Source organism: Bacteroidota bacterium (genome assembly GCA_005882315.1).
Taxonomy (GTDB): Bacteria; Bacteroidota; Bacteroidia; order Chitinophagales; family Chitinophagaceae; genus VBAR01.
This window is the reverse complement of sequence record VBAR01000001.1, coordinates 1198569-1220216: the sequence shown is the minus strand read 5'-3', so window position 1 is coordinate 1220216 and position 21648 is coordinate 1198569. Positions and strand designations below refer to the sequence as shown.

Here is a 21648-nt window from a genome sequence, read left to right as displayed (position 1 = left end):
TTTTATTCTGTCGGTGACGGGCTGCCGAATAGTAGCGGAAAGCTCCGCCACATCTGTATTGTGTACTAGCCGTGGCGGACTTGCAGCGGATAGCCGGAATCGTTGCCCGGCTTTGATTTCGGCTCACAGCCCCAACGCTTCTACTTCTTTTTAGGGTGAACCAGCTTCATTTCTTTTACCAGGTGTGGGGCTCCGGCGAATTTATCGACAATAAACAACACATAGCGAATGTCCACCATAATATTGCGGCAAATAGTTGGGTCGAAGTTGATATCACTCATGGTGCCTTCCCATACCCGGTCGAAGTTGAGACCAACAAGATTTCCGTAAGCATCCAGTGCCGGGCTTCCACTATTGCCGCCAGTGGTATGATTGGCGGCGATAAAACAAACCGGCATCTTTCCTTTTACGCCGTATTGGCCAAAGTCTTTTGTTTTTTGCAGTTGTCTTAGTTTATCGGGCACATCAAATTCATAATCGCCAGGTTTGTACTTTTCTATTATTCCATCCAGATAACTGTAATAATCAAAAGTGACGGCATCTCTTGCATTGTATCCTTTTACATTTCCGTAAGTGACACGCAGCGTTCCGTTGGCATCCGGATAAAATTTCTTTTCTTTAAATACATCCATTTGTGCCTGCATATAACTCCGCTGCAGCTTGTTTATCTCGGCCTGCAATTCATTTAATCTCACAGATACTTTTTCTCCGTAGACAGCCGCTAGCTCTTTAAATAAAATATTGATAGGGTCTTTTTTATGTTCTTCTAAAAGAAAGGTTGCATTGTTGTTTAGTCCGCTCATTATTTTTTCGCCTTCATCCAGCGATGAAATGGAATATAATTGTTCAGCCAGTTTAGCGTAGCCTCCGGCAGCCATTGCTTTTTCTTTCAGCGCAGGCGAAATAAACTTTTCATCCTGATCCTTTGCAAACATTTCCATCAATATTTCAAATTGTTTTTTATCTACTATTGAATTGTACTCGTTATATACTCCTTGAAGCCTTGCTATAGTCTGTGGTAATGCATTATTAAGTCCCGACTCGCCATTTTTTTCTTTTATAGTAATTAAATTATTTAGCTGGTTGGCAACGTTAAAAACTTCGACCTGGCTGGTGATCTCTGCCCAATAATCCCTGTGTTTTCCATACTGCTCAAATTCGACATATGCTTTTTCTAAATCACTAAGCAGCGAACCGTATTGTTGTTTCCTTTGCGGATTAGCGTTCACTCTTTTTTGAAATTCTGCTTCATAGGTTTTCTTTTTAGCCACAGCATTTGTACGTGTAAGACCCAACACTTCGCCCTGCCATTTTTTGTATGAGTTCTGAATTCTTGCATATTTTTCGGAATACTGAATTTTTATCTGTTCATCTTTCCGCATAAAACCATCAATAACGTTTAATGCTTTGTCGCGGATGGCAATTTTCACAGGATCGCCAACTCTTACCGTTTGATCAACGGCAATGGCGGGCAAGTATTCCATTGTCCTTCCCGGGAAACCAAAGACCATCGTGAAATCATTTTCTGAAACACCATCTAAAGAAATGCTCAATGATTTTTTAGGAACATAAGGAACATTATCCGGAGAATAATCTGCTGGCTTATTGTCTTTGCCTGCATAAATACGGAACATTGAAAAATCTCCTGTATGACGAGGCCACATCCAGTTATCGGTGTCCTTTCCAAAATTTCCAATAGAAGATGGTGGAGCCCCAACCAGGCGTACATCATTATAACGTTCTGTTATAAACATGAAATACTGGTTTCCTTCGAAGAAAGGACGGACAAGTATTTGCTGATAGTTTTCTTTTTTTACAGTCTTTATCAGCTCAGCAACATTTTTTTCCGTCTGCGCCTGTCTTTCTTTTTCACTCATTGTGCCAGCTACACCCGCCAATACCTGTTTACTTATATCTTCTATTCGTACTATAAATGTTACAAACAGTCCAGGGTTTGGAATTTCTTCATTATTTGATTTTGCCCAGAACCCATCGCGGATATAATTATTATCAAGTGTTGAATGATTTTGTATCGCATCAAATCCGCAATGATGATTAGTAAGTACAAGACCCTGTGCTGAAATTACTTCGCCGGTACAGAAGCCACCAAAACTTACAATCGCATCTTTCAGACTACCACTGTTAATATTATATATATCCTTTGCTGATATTTTCATACCCTTCGCCTTCATATCTTTTTCGTTGAGCTGCTGCAGGAAGAGGGGAAGCCACATACCTTCGTCGGCACGGGCAATTGTGATAATAAATAAGAAAAGGGCGGCTAAAAAATGTCTGAGTCTTTTCATTGCTATCATTTTTGGGTAGGTAAATGTAAATGATTCTGGATTTTTAAGGTTTAACCGTCCCAATCCCCGGCATTACAAGATTCAAAAAGATCAAAGAGTCATCTTTTTCCCCACAACAGCCTGTTAATAGGGACCACATTGTGTGAATAAACCGCGATGGAACGTTAATATGAAATAGAACTGTTTGATACCAGATTGTGAGTTTACTCCTAATTGCTGTCCTTAACCTGGTTCTTTACAATTTATCAGACCTCTATCCACACGAGCTCTTTTCATTTTCTATAATCACAGTATTTGTACTATTAATTCACAACTATGTGGAATAATCAACTCTTTTCTTTACAGCACTATGTTTCATGGTGTGGATTAGTTTGTGTTTGATGTTAGTTACTGTGAGTTCTTAACTTTGTGTGGTGAAATAAAAGAGTTATCCACTAATCCACAGCTGTAATAATAATAAACTCTTTTTTAAAAAGTATTTATATTAATACTATTATAGTATTTAAGAAATGTTTTTGAAAAGTTTAATTTGTTGATGGATTATTGCACCCTGAAAAAAATTAAAAATGAAAACAGGAGAACTGGTGGCCGCGGAAAAAAATGTTGAGAAAAGAGGGTTCCTCGATATTGAGATCGATCCTACACTGGATCTGTTTGCCGAGATAGAGCGATTGAAAAGAGAAAAGAATGCCATCCTGCTGGCCCACTACTACCAGGAACCGGACATTCAGGATGTGGCCGACTATATCGGCGATAGCCTGGGCCTTGCACAACAGGCAGAAAAAACAAAAGCGGATATGATCGTTTTCGCCGGCGTGCATTTTATGGCGGAAACAGCAAAAATTTTAAACCCAACAAAAAAAGTTGTGATCCCGGATTTGAAAGCCGGTTGTTCACTAAGCGATAGTTGTCCACCACCACTTTTTAAAAAATTCAAAGAAAAACATCCTGATCATGTGGTCGTAAGTTATATCAACTGCAGTGCCGGAATCAAAGCATTAAGCGATGTGATCTGCACAAGCAGTAATGCAAAAATTATTGTTGAGAGTTTTCCGAGAGAGCAGAAAATAATTTTTGCTCCGGATAAAAACCTGGGCGCCTACATCAACAAAGTGACAGGAAGAGATATGTTGCTATGGAACGGAGCTTGTATGGTACATGAAATATTCAGCCTGGAAAAAATAACAAAACTGAAGCAAAGACACCCAAAAGCAAAGCTAATAGCACACCCTGAATGCGAGGATCCAATCTTGAGAATTGCTGATTATATCGGAAGTACAACAGGGTTGTTGAAGTACACACAGAAAGATGATTCACAGGAATACATTGTTGCGACTGAAACAGGTATACTCCACCAGATGATGAAGTCAAGCCCTCAAAAGACATTTATACCAGCCCCACCAAATAACAACTGCGCCTGCAACGACTGCCCGCATATGAAGTTAAATACGCTTGAGAAAATTTATCTCTGTATGGAATATGAAACGCCGGAGATACTGATGGAGGAAGAATTAAGACTAGCTGCGCTGAAACCAATTAAGAGAATGCTGGAGATAAGTGAGAAGGCGGGGTTGTAGAAATTAAAAAGGCAATAGATAAAACGGCTGGTGAATAATTATTCTTTTTTTGATCAATCCTTTTTTAAGAGAAGGATATCAACAACAGTTCAAAACATTTTTCATGAATGGCTAAAAGAAACTATTTTATAATTATCACAGCTTTGATAATTTCAGGTTGTAATAATCCGGGCAATAATAGAATGAATTCTGAAACGACAACAGGTAAAGAAACCAAACAGAACAACACAAGCGGCTACGCTTCTGTGAATGGACTAAAAATGTACTATGAAATTCATGGAACCGGTAACCCGTTAGTTTTAATTCATGGCGGTGGTTCTACCCTTCAGACAACTTTTGGACGAGTGATAGAGGAGTTTGCAAAATCCAGCAAAGTAATTGCGGTAGAGATGCAGGCACATGGACACACAGCAGATATTGACAGGGCTTTAAGCTTTCAGCAAGATGCAGATAATATTGCAGCACTTTTAAAACAACTAAACATTGAGAAAGCCAATATTTTTGGTTTCAGTAATGGTGCAAGTACTACGCTTCAATTTGCTATCAGGTATCCCGAAATGACGAACAAAATAATTGTTGCATCTACTTTCTATAAAAAGGCAGGCGCCCCTGGTTGGTTTTGGGACATGATGTCCAGGCCGACATTTGAAGGAATGCCGCAACCCTACAAGGATGAATTCCTGAAAATAAATCATGATACAAATGCACTTCACCGGATGTATGAGAGAGATGTGGCACGGATGCAATCCTTTCCCGATATTTCAGAAGAGCAAATGAGATCAATTAAAGCACGGGCATTTATTATCATAGGCGACCGGGATGTTACAACTCCAGAACATGCTACTGAAATGCACCGCCTGCTTTCAAATTCACGGCTTGCTATCATCCCTGGCGGACATGGAGATTATATCGGTGAAATGACTGCGCCGCAGGATAAAATTTTAATTGCGGCAACAGTGTCATTAATAAATAATTTTTTAAAGGAGCCGATAACAAAATCGAATGAGCAATAATACGGCAGATGAGTTTACAATACCGTAAATTCATTGCATGAAACGAATTGCTTTGATCCTGCTTGCTTCAGCATTAATAACATCATGCAGTAACAGATCAGAAAAGAAAAATATAAACGACTGGACCCTTACCGGTTTTGTAAAAGCGGACAGCATCAATCCTATTTTAAAACCTTCTGCTGAATTAAGTTTTCATTGCCCGCTACTGAACAGGGACGTAAAATGGGAGGAACGCAATGTGTTGAACCCCGCAGCGGTTGTAAGAAACGATACCGTGTTTTTGTTTTTCCGTGCGCAGGATATGAATGGAACCTCCCGAATAGGCATGGCCACAAGTGCTGATGGTTTACATTTTATAAAAGCAGCCTTACCTGTTTTTTATGCCGCCAGCGATTCAATGAAACGATATGAATGGGACCACAAAAGAGATTCCGTAGGTGGCACATTATGTAAAACTTGTTTTGATGGCGTGGAAGATCCTCGCATTGTTGAAAGCGAAGATGGAACTTATATAATGACCTATACGGCCTATGATGGAAAAACGGCAAGATTAGCGATTGCTTCCTCAAAGGACTTAAGAACATGGAGTAAACACGGTTTGGTACTGAATGCAGCAAAATACAAGGAAGGATGGTCAAAGTCCGGGGCGATCGTTGCAAAGCAACAAGGGAATAAGATCATTGCAACAAAAATTGGCGGCAAGTACTGGATGTATTTTGGCGATACAGATATTTTTATGGCGAGTTCAGATGATCTGATCCATTGGGAAGTATCGGAAAATACTGAAAGCAAAAAACTGATCTCTGTTTTACATCCACGACCGGGTTATTTCGACAGCCGGCTGGTAGAACCCGGGCCTTATGCATTATTGAAAGATGAAGGAATCCTTTTAATTTATAACGGGAGTAATGCGGCTAACTTTAATGATACTGCATTACCAAAATTTACTTATGCGGCCGGCCAGGCATTGTTTGATAAAGAAAACCCCGTTAAATTAATTGACAGAACAGAAAACTATTTTATTTATCCTGATAAAGAATATGAAAAAACAGGTGAGGTAAATGAAGTTTGTTTTGTTGAAGGGCTTGTTTATTTCAGGGATAAATGGTTTTTATATTATGGAACAGCGGATTCAAAAATAGCCGTTGCCATTAAAGAATAAAAAAACTGTTGTTATGAATAATTCTTTTTTTTCGAAAATGATAAAGGCCTGGTTGTTTGTAGGCACAATGGATATGATGGCGGCCACCATACAGGTGTTTATTAAAGGAAAGAACAAAGATGTTGTCGAGGTTTTTAAAATGATATGCAGATATATCGCCAGCGCCATATTCGGTCCGGCGGCAAGAACAGGAGGTAGCGAAATGGTTGTAGCTGGTCTTGCTTTTCATTATACTATTGCTTTGTTGTTTACTGTTTTCTTCTTTATCATCTTTTCAAAATTGGGATTGATGATTGTAAACAGACTTATTACAGGAATATTGTATGGAATTTTTGTATGGGCCGTAATGAACAGGATCGTTGTTCCGTTATCAGCAATAGGGAGTCAAAAATTTAATCTTAACAGCGCATTAATTGCGTGTGGAATTCTTGTTATATGTATCGGTATTCCCCTTGCAATGCTGGCGCCACGGCCGGAGAGGAAAAAATAAAAAATTTAGAAAACAAAAGAAGAGTCTTTTCGGAAACAAAAAAGACAACCAAACCCACGGAGTATTGTCATGTCGAACCGGCGTTTAAAATAAAACAATAATCTTAATGACTGACAGGTGAGACATCTCAGAAGTGTTGATTATCGGTCATCATTTTAGCATAAAAGCTGTACTTGGGAGATGTCTCTGAGATTCCTCCTTCGTCGGAATGACAAGACTCCGGATGTTTGATTTGTTATAATGATTCGGAAGAAGAAAGAAAATTATAAAAGCGCAGCTACGTTGAATTCATTATCCATCACAATCAAAGCCGCTTCGTGATTTTTCTTAATCATACCAAGCCGGTTTTGTAAACCCATTACTCTGGCGGGATACAAGCTGCTCATTCTTAATGCTTCGTCTAATTCAATATGACAATGCTGTATCAGGTTCTTTACAGCTCTGGCCATTGTTAATGCCGACCCGCTAAGGATACCGCTGCTTTCATATTTATCTCCCGCCAACTGGTGTGGGTAAGAACCGCTTGCGGTTTCTGTTACTGCATCCGTAATTGCAAATAATCTTTCTTTCATTACCTGTTTAGCAATTCGTATAGCCGCATAATCCGCATGATAGCCATCAGGAATAATGCTGCTCATTACAGTGGGGTGATCCATTATTGCGCCAACCATTCCGGGTGAACGATGTTGCAAAGGGCTCATTGCATTGTATAAATGCGTAGCTGCAGCGATGCCGTTATTAAAAGCATTGGTTGCCTGTTCATAGTTTGCATTGCTATGCCCTGCAGAAATAACAACATCGTATGAAAGAATGTAATCAATAATTTCTTTGCTGCACACTTCCGGCGCAAGGGTTATTATTTTAATAACTCCTTTACCATATTCCAGTAACTTTTTTACTTGTGCCAATGTTGGCTGATGAATAAACTCAGAAATATGCGCCCCTCTTTTTTCATTGCTTATCCACGGACCTTCAATGTGCAAACCCAGCACACCTTTACCATCGCTGTTCCAGTAATCTTTTACGGCGTCAATAGCTTTATAAAATGTTTCATAAGGATGCGTAGCAACAGTTGGCATACAATAAGCAGCGCCACCAGCACGGCAATAATCAACCAGTTTTATCAATGAATCTTTTTCGGGAAAAACGGCTAACAATTTGCCTCCTGCACCATAGATCTGCAGATCAATAAAAGCGGGGGCTATAAAACAGTTATCAAAACATTTTACGTTTTCACTTATTGAAGAAAGAGGAAGGACGGCTTCAACCAGGTTATTATTAACAGCTATAGCATGATTGCTCAACCACTCTTCGCCAGTAAATATTTTGTCAGCAGAATAGAATTGCATGCCTGCAAGATAATAGAACCTTGCAAATAACTGGAGCAAAGCTGTTAAGCAACTACAAAGCGGTAGCCGATTCCTTTAATTGTAATGATCTCTAGAGAGGGGTCTTCTTTTAAATAATTGCGGATCTTTGTAATGTATACATCCAGGTTGCGGCTGTTGAAAAATGAATCATTGCCCCAAAGTAAATTAAGAATGTCTTTGCGATCGATGATATTATCCTTGTTCTCATACAGCAATTTCAGCAACTGTGTTTCCCGGAATGATAATTTTCTTTCTTCATTACCATCATTCAGCGTTTGCCTGTTTATATGAAAAAAGAATTTGCCAACATTCACCATGTCACTCAGTGGTTTTGCTTCCGGTTTGTTACGCAGCACATTATTAATGCGTGCAATCAGCTCTTCCATACTAAAAGGCTTGCGGATATAATCATTGCCGCCGATCGTAAGACCTTTCACTACATCTTCGGTTTGTGTTTTGGCTGTCAGAAAAATGATAGGCACTTCTTCATTTACATTACGTATTTCGTCTGCTACTTCAAAGCCGTCTTTATTGGGCATCATAATATCAAGAATACAGATATCGGGGTTTTCTTTTTGAAAAGCAGAAAAGACTTTTCCGCCATCGGCTTCCATTACTACATTGAAACCACGACTTTCCAGGCTTTCTTTTACGATCTTGCCAAGAAACATTTCATCTTCGGCATATAATACTTTTGTCATGACTGATTTTTTGGTAGTGTGATAGTAAAGCTGGTTCCGCCCCCTTCATTATTTTTTGCTTCAATTGTTCCGCCATGTTTTTTTACAACGGAAGCAGCATAACTCAGGCCAAGCCCATATCCTTTTATATTATGAACATTGCCTGCCGGTACCCGGAAAAATTTTTCAAACACTTTTGTTTTGTATTCATCCGGAATACCAACGCCATTATCAGCAACACGAAGCTCCACATTATTTTCTTTTTCTTCGACAGCTATTTTTATATCCGGATTTTCAGGACTGTATTTAAGGGCATTATCAACCAAATTAAATACAACACTCAGCAGGTGAAGGCGGTCGCCCATCAAAGATGTATTACCCGAATGAGTTAATATAACAGAGGCATTTTTCTTTTCTAATTGCAAACGCATAGAAGCAAGCACTTCGTCTGCAAGGCTCCTTAGATCAATTGCTTCAAGATTAAGTTGAATTTCTTTTTTCTCAAACATGGAAAGTTTAAGCACTTTGTCTACCAGCAAATTCAACCTGTTTAGTTCATTGGAAGAAATATCAAGATATTCTTTAGTACGCTCCGGGCTTTGCATCGCATTGAAATTTTTCAATGCTTCAATTGCTACACCAACAGTTGCTATCGGTGTTTTCAGTTCATGGGTAATATTGCTGATAAAATCATTTTTTAGCTCAGCAAGTCTTTGCTGCTTTTTCATATTACGATACAACAACACAAAAGAAAGAATTGTGAGAGCAATAAGAAAAACAGAAAACAATAAAGGTGAAGCAATACGTTTCAATAAATAAGGAAATGTATTTCCTTTTACCAGGCTGAAAGTAACGGGATTTGCAAAACCAACAGTTACTCTATTAGGTTCATCCCGCCTTTCGGGAAATTTGCTTTCTGTTTTTGTAATGGAGAAAGGAATATCTATTTTCTGGTTTTCCAGCACCTTTGTATAAGCAAGTTGAACATCTTTCAATTTTATAGAATCCTGCAATGAGTCAACACTATAAAGCAACTGCATGATGTAATTTTCTTTTCCCTCAGGATCCGGGCCAAACCAGTCTGCTTCCTTGTTGAATCGTCGCATTGAGTCTTTTGAAATAGAAACAGAAGAATTATCCATCGTTATCATCACTTTGTTTTTTCCTGCGATTCTTTTTAACACCGAGTCTTTAATTTTTTGGCCTACAATATTCAGTGTGGTTGCAAGTTCTCTATGCGGATCAATGTTTACTATTTCCGGCCCCGGATGTTCGCTATTTACAAAAACCCTCATATTCCCCTTAGGGATGGAGTCGTTTAAAAAAGGCATGCTCTTTCCAAGCTTTAAATTTTTTTCCTGCAACTGCCTGACGGTTTCGCGGAATGCCACATCGGTTTTAAAGGACAGTGTTTTTTCCTCTCGTTTATAATTCTCTCTCAGCCAGTAGCCCTGGAAAGCAATAATACCGAGAATGGTGATGGTCATTAATATTTGTAATAGCCGCAGACGCATAATTTCATTTCGGAGTCAAAACTAAGCCAAAGCATTTATGCTAACGGTATTCATTAACCTTTATTAACCTTAATGAAACCCCGCTTAACTTATCTTGCGCCCCTTGGATTATAGTTTTGACAAAAATTAAACGTTTATGAAAAAAATACTGATAGCAGGATGTTTTTTAATGATTTCTGCTGCCGTTTCAGCACAAATGAAACAGGGGACAATAACCTATAGCAGAACGGTTCAAATGATGATGGCGTTCAGCGCAGGACCGGGAGGAAATGAAGGAATGGAACAAAGCATTCCTCAATCAAGAACAGATAAGTACGAGCTGGTATTTGCCAACAATCAATCTATCTGGCGTTCGGTTGCAGAAGACAATGATGATGGCGGAACTTTCAGCAGTGAAGGAGGTATGCAGATCCGCATGTTCGTAGCCGGCTCTAACGATGTAGTATATCACAATTTTGATAATGCGCAACGGGTAGAAAAAAGAGAAGTGATGGACAAGAATTTTTTAGTTGGAGACAGTATCCGTCCGTTGAAATGGAAGATGATGACAGGTGAAACAAAAAGTATTCTTAACCACAACTGCATGAAGGCAACAGCTACACGTATCAGCTCTTCTATGCGGATGAATATTAATAATGGTGTAATGGAAAGAAAAGAAGTGGCAGACACCTCGGTGATCGTTGCATGGTTTGCATCAGATATTCCGGTAACTACAGGCCCGGGAGAATTCCAGGGACAATTGCCCGGCGCAATTTTAGAAATGGATATCAGCAACGGAAGACAGGTGTATAAAGCAACGGGTATTTCTGAAAAAGCAGATGTGGCATTGATAAAAGAACCAACAGGAAAAAAGAAACTGACACCCGATGAGTTTAAAAAAGAAAGAGACAAGATGATGGAAGAAATGCAAAAGAATATGCAGGGTGGCGGTGGCCAAAGAACGATACGGATAAATTAAAGATTGCTTGTTATAAATAGTGAACCCCGGCTGAAGAGTCAGTGGGGTTTTTTTGTTTTCTGGTATAAGTTTGAGCTTATTATCAACAAAAAATTATTGCAGATACTGCGTATATTTATGAGTTGGTGCCAATATTTTAGCATTCTCATTAAATGACAGATTTACTTAGGCAAATTCGTGAATTATGTAATCACCCTTGGAAAAGAGAATTACTACTTAATGACAGAATTAAGTGGAATAAGCTTTGGGCATCAATGGACGCAATTGAGGATACACAATTAGCAATTGACACTTACCTAGGACTTGAAAAGTTCGATGGATATAGCGGTGGCTATCTTTATGTTTATGGACTTTTGCAAGCACTTAATATCCAGCAGGACGCCGTCAATAATTTAAACACTTCACTTTTCAACGCAACTATCGATTATAAAAACGAATACCCCAAGCTTTACGAAATAAGAGAAAACAGAAACAATTCGATAGGACACCCAACAAGTAGAGGTAATGACGCATCATTTCACAATATTGACAGATCATCAATTTCGAAAGAGGCATTCACACTTGCTTCATACTTTCCAAAAACAGGAAGTAAATCAATCTTTCAAAACATTGATATTATTGAAAGTATTGAGCAACAGTTTGTATTAGTTAATCAAATTTTAAATAAGGTAATGTCAAAACTTGAGCATGATTTTGAAGCCCATAAAAATAAATTTAAAGGCCAAAGCCTGAGAGCAATTGTACGAGATGATATGCACTATGAATTTTCGAAGCTGAATGAACATATTTATCACGACCACCCTTTAGTAGAAATGAATTTTAAGCATATCCAGGCTGCTATTAATAAAATAAAAGAAGGCATAATTGAAAGATACTTTGCCATAAGTGCTTTACAAGGAACTGAAGACACGTTAAGTTTAATAGACTACATTATTAATCGCCTAGACCAAACGTTGATTAAATCAAAAATTGAAGACAAATTTGAGTTACGGATTTTTGTCAATTCCCTGCAATCCAATTTTGAAGAACTTTTAGAAATGTTAGAAGAAATTGATAAAGAATTCAAATAATAATGCTTCTTAAATCTGCGCCCTGGTTAGTGCCCGTTAAATAAAGTGAGGCGGCCCTGTTGCGTGTCCCCATGCAACAGAACAAACAAAATAAATGATGCGTGGAGACACGCATCACGGCGTCTATAAAACAACGGGTTTGATATAAAATAGATTTCTCTTTCTATCTCGTCATCACTTTCATCCCACCGCCATGTCCGCCAGTAGCCAATCCACTTTTCGTTAAGCTATACGTAAACGTAAGCATAAAGAAACGTTGTAGTGTATTCACTCTTGAATCTTCAATATAGTTCTGGTTGCTGGTACGGGTGACGCCGGTATTTTCGTTTAACATATCAAAAGCGCTGAGTTTGATCTCGCCGCGGCTGTATTTCATGAATTGTTTACTGATGCTGGCATTCCAGATAGGAATTTTTCCATTGAAACCTTCGGCTCGCTGGCTGTTAATTGTATAACTGAAATCGGTGGAGAAGAAAAATCGTTTAGGCATTTCCCAATCCAGGTCGGCGCCATAACGCTGCTGCAGATATTTTACATTGTTCGCGGCATCCAGGGAATATTTTGATTGGTTGATGTTGAACGAAGTTTCAAAAGAAAGATTCAGCTTTTCTTTGTAAGAAGCCGAAAGGGAAAGCTCGGGCCCTACCGTTAATGTTTTAATTGTATTTTCCTGTGTATTGATGAATTGCTTATCGTTGTTGAAAGATACACGAGTACCAACTTCAAACATACCCTTTAAGAAACGTACCGGCATGCTGTAGTTCATATCACCCATCATAGAGTAAACACCATCTACATTCACGGGTCGGGTGGTGCGGACGCCGAAAATGTCAACCACATCATAATTCACAATACGGTTTTGTGTACGGGTATGGTTAAAGAACATCATGAAGTTTTTGTTTTTATAAGGGCTCATTAAAAACAAATTTCCCTGCACGGTATGTGTAAGCTCCTGTTTCAGGTTAGGATTGCCCTGGCGGATGTAGAGTTGATTGCTGTTATCCGGTATTGGCTGCAATTGCGATAAGCTTGGCTGCCGGGTAGTAGCATTGTAGTTGAATGAGAAATTTTTAAACCGGGTGAAATTATACTGGAACCTTGCATTGGGTAATAAATTATGAAATGATTTTTTTATAACAGAATCCTTGATGTCGCTGATAACGGTTCCTTCAAGATCAGCCTGCTGCCACAATACGCCTACAGAATAATTGTATTTTCTTTTTTGTGTACGGATGCGGAAACCGGCATTGGTAAACCCGTACAGGTTCTCATAGTTGTTGGTCTGCGAAGGATTGACCTTATCGTATTCCTCGCTTGTCCTGTTATAATCCCAGGTGATCTTATCTGAAACATTCTTACTGTTACTTTTTGCTACACTGAACTCCAACAGCGATTTTTTAAACAAAGGTTCTGTATAAACAGCCCGCAGGTTATAGCTTTTCAGATCGGCGGCTGTGGTTGATTGCTGGTTCAGTGTATCATTCCTTACCAGCGATCCTGTGTTGTTAAAAAAACGGGTTACAGATTTCAGGCTGCCATCGCCATCGCTTTCATTCAGGCTTGTTTGAAGTGTCAGCGAAAATGTCCGGCCACGACGGCGAAATTTTTTACGATAAGCAATTTCATTCCTGAAATTATATCCGTCAGTAGAAGAAGAATTTTTGTTGAGGCCTTCGTTGATCAGATCACCCGACTCAGAAAGAGTTTGATAATCAGAAACAGAGTTATTTTTTGTTTGCTGTAAACTAAATGAAGGAATGATGCGGATGGAACTGAAAGAATCTATCTGGTAAAGGTTGTTCAGGTTAAAACGATGGCTGCTGTTGATGTTGTTGCTAAAAGAATTTTCCAGGTAATTGGTATTACCGGATGGCAAAAGATTCAGCCGGCTGATATGACTTTCCTTTTGAGGGTTATAGCGACTGTAAAAATAATTGCTCTGGAAATCATCCTTTGAGCCAATGATATTATTATAATTTAATCCGCCACCGGACGAAGTAGTGATGCCGTTATTAGCGCCACCACTCATTCCCATGGCAGCGGCATCCTCTCCGGAAATGTTGATGTTAATATTACCACCGCTGCTGCCTCGTTGCATGCGGGACAGCTCCCCGGTAAAGTTGAGTATGTCCATAAAAGAGAAACCTTCGGCATTATTATTATTAGCCATTCCAATTGCAGAGAACTGTCTTGCGCCTTTGAATGAGTTTACATTTCCCCTTGCCTCGTATCGTTCTTCGGTGCCCGCGCCGGCAGCCAGTTTTCCAAACACACCTTTCTTTTTATCCTTCTTCAGTTTCAGGTTGATCGTTTTTTCATAATTACCATCTTCAAAACCGGTAAGCTGAGCCTGGTCACTTTGTTTGTCATATACCTGTACCTTATCTATGGCGTCGGCGGGCAGGTTTCTTGTTGCAATCTTTGGATCGTTGCCAAAAAATTCTTTTCCATCTACCAGCACACGGTTTACTTTTTCTCCTTGTGCGGTAATGGTTCCGTCTTTATCCACTTTTACACCCGGTAATTTTTTTAGCAGCTGCTCTACATTTGCATTCGGTTGTGTTTTGAAAGAGCCGGCATTGTACTGAAGTGTATCATCGATCATTGTTATCGGCGGTGCCTCGGCTTCTATAACTACCTCTTCCAACACTTTCGATTTATCGCTTAATTCAATATTGCCAAGGTTAACAAGTTTGCTGCTGTCGCTGATGGAAAAATATTTACTGGTATTATGATAACTCACATGTGAAAGCATTGCCCGGTAATTGCCATTCGGAATGCCCCGCAGTTCAAAATTCCCGGAGTTATCTGTCATGGTAAATGAAACCAGTGAAGAGTCTTTTTTATCAAGCACGGTTACTGTAACTGCGCTAACAGTTTTTTTGCCCAACGTATCATAAGCAACGCCCCTTACAGTTCCATTTTTTTGTGCAATTAATGAAGTGGTGAACAAGGCCAGGATCAAGAATAAGAATAGCGTTGGTTTCATACATTTTATTTTCCGGCCGCTAAATTATCAAGAGCTTAATATAAAAGCTGTTAACTACACTTGGTTTAAGGTTAATGAAGGTTAATGTTTGAGTCAGAAACCGGTAGTAGTAGTTCGGCGCTGGGGAAAATCTATGAGATAGTATGATTTTATGACTCCTAACTCCCGACTAATAACTCCAAACTCATTCTGTTGTCTTCCCTCTCTCATTATCCTCTCTTTCTTTATCATACAGCAGGATCTTTACTTTCCACTCCAGTAATTCGTATTGTAAAGAAACCTCCATCCTTAGCATTGTAAAACCCGGTACAGTTTTGTCGGGAGATAGCACAGAGCCGGCAAACTTCTTTGCTTCGGTCGGCTCATCATACTTTCCTTTGAAATGGAAACTTCCCGCAGCATCAGTTACCTGTATATTGTTGAGTTGGGTGTAGAGTGTTTTGTATTTTTTTTTGGCCTCATTAAAGTTTTCGGTCACAAGCATTTCACCGGCCCAACTGCATTTACCGCCAGTAGCAGATGAGTACAGCGTGATGACAGAGTTTTCAGCACCGGTAATTTTTACAGAACAATTATAGTCGGTGCTTTGTGGATTTTTTGCAATCTCATCTCCAATTACATTAGAGAAACGACTTGGATAATCGGCAACAAGCATTTTAATATCACCTGGAAGCGGACTTACTGTTGGTAATTTAAGTGATGATTGTGATCGTGAATGGGTCGAGAAAAAAATGCAAACGACAAATAGCGCTGCGGCTTTTACGGTTCTTAGCATGAGTTTTGGATTTAGGATGGTTGATAATCAGGCACAATATTATGAAATAATAAAATTTTTACATACTTTTAGAGTATTATTATTCGTTAACCCCATATAAAACATCCAGTATGAAAAACAGAAATATCACGTACTCCCACGAACAAGCGAGGATTTACCGAAGTTATTACAAACCTTCTTTTAATGTTTTTCGTTTGCTGAAATCAGTTTTGTCGGTGTTTTTCTCCGGCTCATCTGTTGCACACAGCAACTTTAACAGAAAAAAATAAAAGATTAGAAACGACCGAATGGAAATATTTTGACGTTCTCCCCAAAGGAGAACGTTTTCTTTTTAGCAGTTGTTAATATTAGCGGGGTGAAGAAAATTCTTGTGACGTTTAATTTATTTTTGCGGCCACAAATAAAAAAATATCTATGAAAAGAATAACTGGTCTTGTTTTATTATTCACACTTACACATACTTCATTTGCCCAGAACTACCGTATGACGATGGGCAACGAGATCAGGCTTAAAAAAGGAAGCACCGATCTGGACATTATTTATGCGGACAATACAGGGTTGTATTTTACAGAAAGCAGAACAGTAATGAAAAGCTATTTTCTTATCGGCGCTACTTATGGAGAAAACCAGAAGTTGTTGAAATTTGATAAAAACTATGAAGAGGTGTTTGAGAAGGAATATAAAAAAGAGCTTAAAGGGTTTTCCTTTCACAGCTTCCAGGCAATGGATGGCGATATCTATATGTTCGTTACCGATTATGATAAGAAAGAAAAGACCTTTAAAGTATATGGGGCCCGGGTTGATAAAAACTCTGGCAGCCTCATAGGTGATTTTGCAGAACTTGGTAGCTATCCGCTTGAAAGCAAAAAAGATGATTTTGAAATGAAGATGAAACCTATCCGGAATGGAAAGAATTTTTTAATGGTGGCCAATGTTTCGGGTAAAGAAAAGGTTTCGCTGGGCATAAGCCTGCTCGATAAAACCTTAAGGGTAAAAGAAAAAACAATTATCCATCTCTCACAAAAAATAGACGAGTACAGCCTGCAGGATGTTGACTATACTACTGCAGGAAAAATTGTATTGCTCGGAAAAGAATATGAGCTTACACAAATAGGGAAGAAAAAAAGAAAACAGTATGTCTTCAAGCAATATGCCATGATGATCTACAGCGGCAAAGGCGAAAAAGAAAGTGATATCGCCTTGAACTCCGGTGACCGGTTTGTCATCAGCGGTAAAATGATTGAACAGAATGATGGTAACCTGATGCTGGCAGGGTTTTACAGCAATACTTCAAAGAAAGATGACCTGAATGGTTTTTTTATAAATAAAGTCAATCCGGCAAGCGGGGAGCTTACAGTAAGTTCGTTTAAAGAGATCAATTCCGCCATGCTTGGGAAGAATTACGAAAATGAAGCTGGTGATGAAGACGATGATACAAAAGGAGCAAGAAAAGCCTACCAGAAAGCAAAAGACGATGATGAGATAGATGAGTTCCCTAACGAGTTTGTCATCCGCTCTGTTGATATTAACCCGGCCGACAACTCAATTGTGATTGCCAGCGAGATCTCACAATACCGGCATTATTCATATACCACATCAACATATAATTCCACAACAAGAACCTACCAGAACACAACAGAGTATGTGCACACTTTTACGAATGATGATATTCTGCTGATCAATGCAGATAAAGAGGGGAATATTAAATGGTTGAATGCAATACCCAAATCACAACTGGAGCAGGTGAGGACCAGCAGCACCAACAACAGTTATACGCCAAGTTATTTTTCATACGGGTACGACTATGGAAGTTTCTTTGCAGAAGGCGGCAGCATGCCTTATTACTCTTCATTTGTAAGTCTGATCAATAATAATAAACTGATACTGGTTATAAATGATCATAGCAGTAACAACACAATTCCCAAATATGGCGACAAGGTAAAACGTGTTTTTAATTTCAAAAAGAAGAGTAATGTTTATGGCATATCAGTTGACCTGGAAACAGGAAATATGTCAAAGAAATTTATTGCGGCTAATGGTACGGATGCTATCCTGATGCCACGACAGGGTTATGTAATAGGTAACGAGTTTATCATTCCTTCCTGGCGTATGCATGCTATGGCAAAAACAGAATTGAAGTTTGCAAAGATCACGGTGAGATAAAGTCAAAAGAAATACAGAACTTAGCACGGCTGCCAATGGAGCAGCCGTTTTTATTTATAAATTTTTCAAATTGACTATTCAATCCAAACTCCCCAACACCGCCACTTCTATTTTCACCATCATGAGTGGGCTTGCCAATCAGTACAATGCTATCAATCTCGGGCAGGGATTTCCTGATTACCAGATGAGCGAAGAGCTGGTGAATAAAGTGAATGAAGTGATGCTTAAAGGATTTAACCAGTATGTGCCGATGCAGGGTTATATGCCGTTACGGGAATCTCTCGCCGAAAAAGTTGAATTTTTATATGGCACAAAGATATCTCCCGACACACAGATCACTATTACACCCGGTGGCACGTATGCAATTTATACGGCATTGACCACTGTGCTTCAACCCGGCGATGAAGTTATTTTGTTTGAACCAGCGTATGACAGCTATATCCCCAATGTTGAGATCAATGGTGGGGTGCCCGTACTAATTAATTTAAAATTCCCTGAATATAAAATTGACTGGAATGAAGTAAAAAGTAAAATCACCCCGAAGACGAAAGTGATCATGCTGAATAGTCCGCACAATCCAACCGGCGCAGTACTGGGCGAAGCAGATATGAAAGAACTTATATCAATTGTAAGGGGCACAAATATTTTTATTCTGAGTGACGAAGTATACGAGCATCTTATATTCGACAATATTCCGCATCAATCCATTCTTCGTTATCCCGAATTACTGGAAAGAAGTTTTGTTTGTTTTTCATTTGGTAAAACATATAACTGTACCGGCTGGAAACTTGGCTACTGTATTTCTTCTGCTGAAACAATGACTGAGTACAGAAAAGTTCACCAATTCAATTGCTTTTGTTGTCATACTCCATCACAGGTTGCATTGGCCGAGTTCCTGAAAAACAAAGAAGCCTATTTATCACTTAGCGGCATTATGCAGCAGAAGCGGGATTATTTTATTGAGCTGATGAAGCAAACAAAATTTGATATGCTTAACAGCAGTGGAAGTTATTTTATCTGTGCAAAATATAACCGCATCAGCGACGAGGGGGATAAAGAGTTTGCAATACGTATAACAAAAGAATACGGCGTAGCTACAATTCCCGTTTCTGCGTTTTATAAAGCAGGAACCGATAATAAAGTTGTACGGTTTTGTTTTTCCAAGAAAAATGAAACGTTGGAAACAGCTGTAGAACGGCTGATAAAAATTTAATGTTTAAAGACCCGAGATATAAAGGAATCTTCTTCATGTTACTGGCTGCCCTTGGATTTTCTGTAATGGGTGGAGCCGCCAAAGCACTCAAAGAAAGTTTTAATGCGGGGCAATTGGTGTTTTACAGGAATGCTGTTGGTCTTCTTTTTTTATTACCCGGATTGTTTATAAAACCCCCGGTGCAGGAAGGCGGTAGGCCCATTCGTCTCGCATTTCGTGGCTTGATGGGGACGCTGGCTCTCTATACTTTACTCTATTGCATTTTGCATATTCCATTGGGCACAGCCATGAGTTATAACCTTACTTCAGCTTTGTTCATTGCCATTTTTTCTTATTTCCTGTTTAATGAATATCACGGCAATCATGTTGGGTTTGCAGTACTCCTGGGTTTTGCAGGCATGTTACTTATTTATAAACCGGTTATGCATCTACCATGGTATTATCACGTTGCCGGTTTGATTTCTGGTATTACTTCGGCTATTGCTTATCTCACCGTTCATCGGCTGGCAAAATATTATGAACCAAGAGTTATCGTATTATCGTTCCTTCTCAGTGGTTTTATTGTTCCGCTGATCACCATGATCATTCACTATACAACCGGAGTAAGAGCTGATGGATTGTTTATTGTTGATTTTAAATTACCATCAGGAGTTGATTGGTTCTGGATTTTATTAATGGGACTTGCAGCATTATTCGGGCAGTATTTTGTTACTAAATCATATGGCGCCGACAAAGCTGGTATCGTTTCCATATTCGGATACTCTAATATTATTTACTCAGTTTTTATTGGTATGCTGCTGGGCGACGCCTTCCCCGATTGGATAAGCTGGGCGGGAATTATTTGCATTATCGGTAGCGGGATCATTATCTCCATTCACAAGAAAAATCAGCCGCACGACAAAAAGCTCAAATAAAATTTGGAAATCTCATTTTCTTAATCGTATATTTGCGATATAAGATGTCAGGCGATAACAGTCGTCTTTTTCTTTCACCCAATTCATCGTATAAAAACGATTAAACAAATGGCAATACACAAAAGAGAAGAGTTTACACAAAGGGAGCAGGAATTATCTGCTTTTGCAAAAGCATTAAGTCACCCGGCCCGCATTGCCATACTTGGTCAGCTGGCAAAGAAAAATGAGTGTATCTGCGGGGAGTTGGTAGAAGTGTTGCCGCTAGCGCAAAGCACCGTGAGCCAGCATTTAAAGGAATTAAAAAATGCCGGACTGATTGACGGCACTATTGATGGTCCACGTAGCTGTTATTGCATTAACTGGAAAGCATTTGAAAAATTCAATAATGAATTCAGCTTTCTTTTTAATAAACTGAAAATTCAAAATGAAAAAGCTTGTTGCTGATTAATTAACAATCTAAAAAGCATAGTCATGAAAAATGAATCTGAAATCAAAGAACTGGTAAAAGAAAAATATAGCCAGATCGCTACTCAATCAAGAACAGTAAATGCAAGTTCATGTTGCGGCGCAACAGGATGCTGCGGTGATGATGTTTATAATATTATGGCGGATGATTATACAAAGCTGGAAGGCTATGTAGCCGATGCTGACCTTGGATTGGGTTGTGGCCTGCCAACCGAGTTTGCACAGATCAAAGAAGGAGATGTTGTAATCGATCTCGGAAGCGGCGCCGGCAATGATGCATTTATTGCAAGAAGGATCGCAGGGGAAAAAGGAAAAGTGATCGGAATTGATTTTACTGAAGCGATGATTGCCCGGGCAAGGGAAAATGCAGAGAAGCTGGGTTATACAAATGTGGAGTTTCGCCAGGGAGATATTGAAAGTATGCCGGTGACGGCAAATTTGTCAAACGTGATTGTTAGCAATTGCGTACTCAATCTAGTTCCTAATAAACACAAAGTATTCAGTGAAATTTATCGTGTACTAAAACCCGGCGGCCACTTTTCAATTTCTGATATTGTGTTGGAAGGGCCGCTGCCAGAAAAATGGAAAGAAGTTGCGGAGCTCTATGCTGGTTGTGTTTCCGGTGCTATTCAGAAAAGCGAATATCTCAGTATTATTGAAGAAGCGGGGTTTAAAAATCTTACTTTACAAAAAGATAAAACGATCATAATACCAGATGAAATACTCGCAGAATATTTAAGCGTAGAAGAAATTGATGAATATAAAAAAGGTAAGGTGAGGATCACAAGCATCACAGTCTTTGCAGAGAAGCCGGCAAAGGATGATAGAAAATGTTGCGAGTCCGGAAGCGGCTGTTGTTAAAATGTCTTTATTTTTTAATTATAAATAGTATAGCCATGAACACAAACACGAATCCCGATAGCAATCGGGACTGCTCTCCTGCATCCCAGGATGGTGGCTGTTGCGGCGGACTCATTGATATGGGTTGC

General features: G+C 39.2%; 17 protein-coding genes. 11 read left to right on the top strand and 6 right to left on the bottom strand.

Annotated elements, in window-relative coordinates:
• Positions 1–140: 140 nt before the first annotated feature.
• Positions 141–2306 carry a S46 family peptidase gene (locus E6H07_04995; protein ID TMI65281.1) on the bottom strand — a complete coding sequence of 722 codons (2166 nt, stop codon included), beginning with the start codon at positions 2304–2306 and terminating at the stop codon, positions 141–143.
• 566 nt (positions 2307–2872) lie between these two features.
• On the opposite strand from E6H07_04995, the gene nadA reads away from it, so the two are divergent.
• From nadA to E6H07_04975, 4 genes are all read left to right on the top strand, one after another.
• Positions 2873–3883 carry a quinolinate synthase NadA gene (gene nadA / locus E6H07_04990; GenBank protein TMI65280.1) on the top strand — a complete coding sequence of 337 codons (1011 nt, stop codon included), beginning with the start codon at positions 2873–2875 and terminating at the stop codon, positions 3881–3883.
• 182 nt (positions 3884–4065) lie between these two features.
• Positions 4066–4896: an alpha/beta hydrolase gene (locus tag E6H07_04985; GenBank protein ID TMI66466.1), complete on the top strand. Its 831-nt coding sequence runs from the start codon at positions 4066–4068 to the stop codon at positions 4894–4896.
• A 37-nt stretch (positions 4897–4933) separates the two neighbouring features.
• A complete protein-coding gene (locus E6H07_04980; GenBank protein TMI65279.1) occupies positions 4934–6058 on the top strand; it encodes a glycosidase in 1125 nt (374 codons plus the stop codon).
• A gap of 13 nt (positions 6059–6071) precedes the next feature.
• A complete protein-coding gene (locus E6H07_04975; GenBank protein ID TMI65278.1) occupies positions 6072–6548 on the top strand; it encodes a hypothetical protein in 477 nt (158 codons plus the stop codon).
• Positions 6549–6811: 263 nt separating this feature from the next.
• Here E6H07_04975 and nagA read toward each other — a convergent pair whose 3' ends face one another.
• Genes nagA through E6H07_04960 form a run of 3 tightly spaced genes read right to left on the bottom strand, consistent with a single transcriptional unit; the run spans position 6812 to position 10112 of the window.
• Positions 6812–7897 (bottom strand): N-acetylglucosamine-6-phosphate deacetylase, encoded by a 1086-nt coding sequence (gene nagA / locus E6H07_04970; GenBank protein ID TMI65277.1) that lies wholly within the window; start codon positions 7895–7897, stop codon positions 6812–6814.
• A 44-nt stretch (positions 7898–7941) separates the two neighbouring features.
• Positions 7942–8619, bottom strand: coding sequence for a response regulator transcription factor (locus tag E6H07_04965; GenBank protein ID TMI65276.1), 678 nt, complete (start codon positions 8617–8619; stop codon positions 7942–7944).
• Positions 8616–10112: a HAMP domain-containing histidine kinase gene (locus tag E6H07_04960; protein ID TMI65275.1), complete on the bottom strand. Its 1497-nt coding sequence runs from the start codon at positions 10110–10112 to the stop codon at positions 8616–8618. The genes E6H07_04965 and E6H07_04960 overlap by 4 nt, the downstream gene beginning before the upstream one ends.
• A 136-nt stretch (positions 10113–10248) precedes the next feature.
• On the opposite strand from E6H07_04960, the gene E6H07_04955 reads away from it, so the two are divergent.
• Both E6H07_04955 and E6H07_04950 read left to right on the top strand, forming a co-directional pair.
• Positions 10249–11070: a GLPGLI family protein gene (locus E6H07_04955; GenBank protein TMI65274.1), complete on the top strand. Its 822-nt coding sequence runs from the start codon at positions 10249–10251 to the stop codon at positions 11068–11070.
• Between the two features lie 152 nt (positions 11071–11222).
• A complete protein-coding gene (locus E6H07_04950) occupies positions 11223–12140 on the top strand; it encodes a hypothetical protein (protein TMI65273.1) in 918 nt (305 codons plus the stop codon).
• A gap of 163 nt (positions 12141–12303) precedes the next feature.
• Here E6H07_04950 and E6H07_04945 read toward each other — a convergent pair whose 3' ends face one another.
• Positions 12304–15129: a hypothetical protein gene (locus E6H07_04945; GenBank protein TMI65272.1), complete on the bottom strand. Its 2826-nt coding sequence runs from the start codon at positions 15127–15129 to the stop codon at positions 12304–12306.
• A gap of 184 nt (positions 15130–15313) precedes the next feature.
• Positions 15314–15904: a hypothetical protein gene (locus E6H07_04940; GenBank protein ID TMI65271.1), complete on the bottom strand. Its 591-nt coding sequence runs from the start codon at positions 15902–15904 to the stop codon at positions 15314–15316.
• Between the two features lie 414 nt (positions 15905–16318).
• On the opposite strand from E6H07_04940, the gene E6H07_04935 reads away from it, so the two are divergent.
• From E6H07_04935 to arsM, 5 genes are all read left to right on the top strand, one after another.
• Positions 16319–18067: a hypothetical protein gene (locus E6H07_04935; GenBank protein TMI65270.1), complete on the top strand. Its 1749-nt coding sequence runs from the start codon at positions 16319–16321 to the stop codon at positions 18065–18067.
• Between the two features lie 70 nt (positions 18068–18137).
• The gene (locus tag E6H07_04930) at positions 18138–19280 is read left to right on the top strand and encodes an aminotransferase class I/II-fold pyridoxal phosphate-dependent enzyme (protein TMI65269.1); all 1143 of its coding nucleotides are present in this window, start codon (positions 18138–18140) and stop codon (positions 19278–19280) included.
• Positions 19280–20194 carry a DMT family transporter gene (locus E6H07_04925; protein ID TMI65268.1) on the top strand — a complete coding sequence of 305 codons (915 nt, stop codon included), beginning with the start codon at positions 19280–19282 and terminating at the stop codon, positions 20192–20194. The genes E6H07_04930 and E6H07_04925 overlap by 1 nt, the downstream gene beginning before the upstream one ends.
• Before the next feature lie 108 nt (positions 20195–20302).
• Positions 20303–20638, top strand: a complete 336-nt coding sequence (locus E6H07_04920; protein ID TMI65267.1) for a winged helix-turn-helix transcriptional regulator — start codon at positions 20303–20305, stop codon at positions 20636–20638.
• Between the two features lie 27 nt (positions 20639–20665).
• Complete coding sequence (gene arsM / locus E6H07_04915) at positions 20666–21520, top strand: arsenite methyltransferase (GenBank protein TMI65266.1); 855 nt, start codon at positions 20666–20668, stop codon at positions 21518–21520.
• Positions 21521–21648 lie beyond the last annotated feature (128 nt).